1 pseudogene is annotated in these 254 nt (G+C 43.3%); it reads right to left on the bottom strand.

Going from position 1 to position 254, the window contains the following annotated elements:
* Positions 1–254: pseudogene (locus tag KVT27_RS25440) on the bottom strand (carbohydrate ABC transporter permease); the annotation flags it as partial.

The following is a 254-nucleotide window of genomic DNA, read 5'->3' as shown; positions in this document are numbered from 1 at the left end:
CAACTCCGACACGGCAATGGCGATAAGCGGCGGAACCCAGAAGCCGATGACGATACCGAGCCCCATATAGTACAAGGTATTTTTAACAGAAGTAAACAGCAGCTCATCCTGAAAAATACGCACATAATTAGCCAGCCCAATAAACTGATTGCCATCCACAAAATCAATATTGAAAAAGCTGTAAAAAATGCCATTGACAATCGGAACCCATAGAAAAAGAATAAAGAGCACAATCTCCGGGAGGATGAACAGGG

This window comes from Lysinibacillus sp. GbtcB16 (assembly GCF_019091145.1).
Classification (GTDB): domain Bacteria; phylum Bacillota; class Bacilli; order Bacillales_A; family Planococcaceae; genus Lysinibacillus; species Lysinibacillus fusiformis.
Note: the sequence above shows the minus strand (reverse complement) of the source record. Positions and strands in the feature narration are given on the sequence as shown.